Below are 974 nucleotides of genomic sequence, written 5' to 3' on the forward strand. Positions count from 1 at the left end.
GTGCAGACGGGTACTGGCGACACCGTCATCACCACGACCAAGCTGGACAACACGGCGGGCCGTATCGCCGTCAACAGCAACAATCTGGCCTTGAACGCGACGGTGTTGACGAACGTCAATGGCAAGCTGGAGCACGCGGGTGCGGGTCTGCTGACCATCAACGCGGGCCAGTTCCTTAATCAATCCGGCAAGATCACGGGCAATGGCAAGCTGGATATCACAGCAGCCACCTTCGACCACCGCAATGCGACGACGGTGGCCAATCAGCTGACCATCAATGCCGGCAGCCTGGACAACCGCGCCGGCAGTCTGGCGCAGACCGGCACCGGACTGATGACGGTGAGCGCTACCGGCCAGCTGGACAACACGGGCGGCAAGATCGAAGGCAATGGCGATGCGTTGGTCAAATCTCAGGTATTGCTGAACAACACAGGCCGCATCGTGGCGGCGCAGGATGCCGAGCTTACGGTGGGCAGTCTGGTCAATACCGAAGGCACCGTGGCGGCAGGACGTCATCTGGCATTGTCCGGTGGCGACATCGACAATACCAAAGGCCAGTTGCAGGCCGTGGCCGGCAATGCCACCCTGAATGTGGCGAACTTGAACAACAGCGCAGGCAACGTGTTTGCCGGCGTCAACCTGGACGCGACACTGGCCAGCTTGAGCAATACGGGCAGCCTGTATGCGGCAGGGAATCAATCCTTGACCGCAACAGGCGCCATTGTGAACAGGGGCGTCATCGCGGCGCAGGGCAACACCAGCCTGACAGCGAAAACCCTCGACAGCAGCGCAAGCAGCTTGGTCGGCGCGGGCATGCAGGCCGATGGCAAGCTGGGCACAAGTGGCGACCTGACAATCAGCACAACACAAACGTTGGCCGCGCACGGCCAGAATCTGGCGGCGGGCAGCGCCAATCTGACAGGTGCCAGCGTGGATCTGTCAGGCAGCCAGACCAGCGCCGCCAACATCGGCCT

1 pseudogene is annotated in these 974 nt (G+C 62.0%); it reads left to right on the forward strand.

Going from position 1 to position 974, the window contains the following annotated elements:
• Positions 1-974, forward strand: a pseudogene (locus J0O65_RS28440) (hypothetical protein); the annotation flags it as partial.

This window comes from Janthinobacterium sp. JC611 (genome assembly GCF_018682595.1).
In the GTDB taxonomy this organism is placed as follows: Bacteria; Pseudomonadota; Gammaproteobacteria; order Burkholderiales; family Burkholderiaceae_D; genus Janthinobacterium.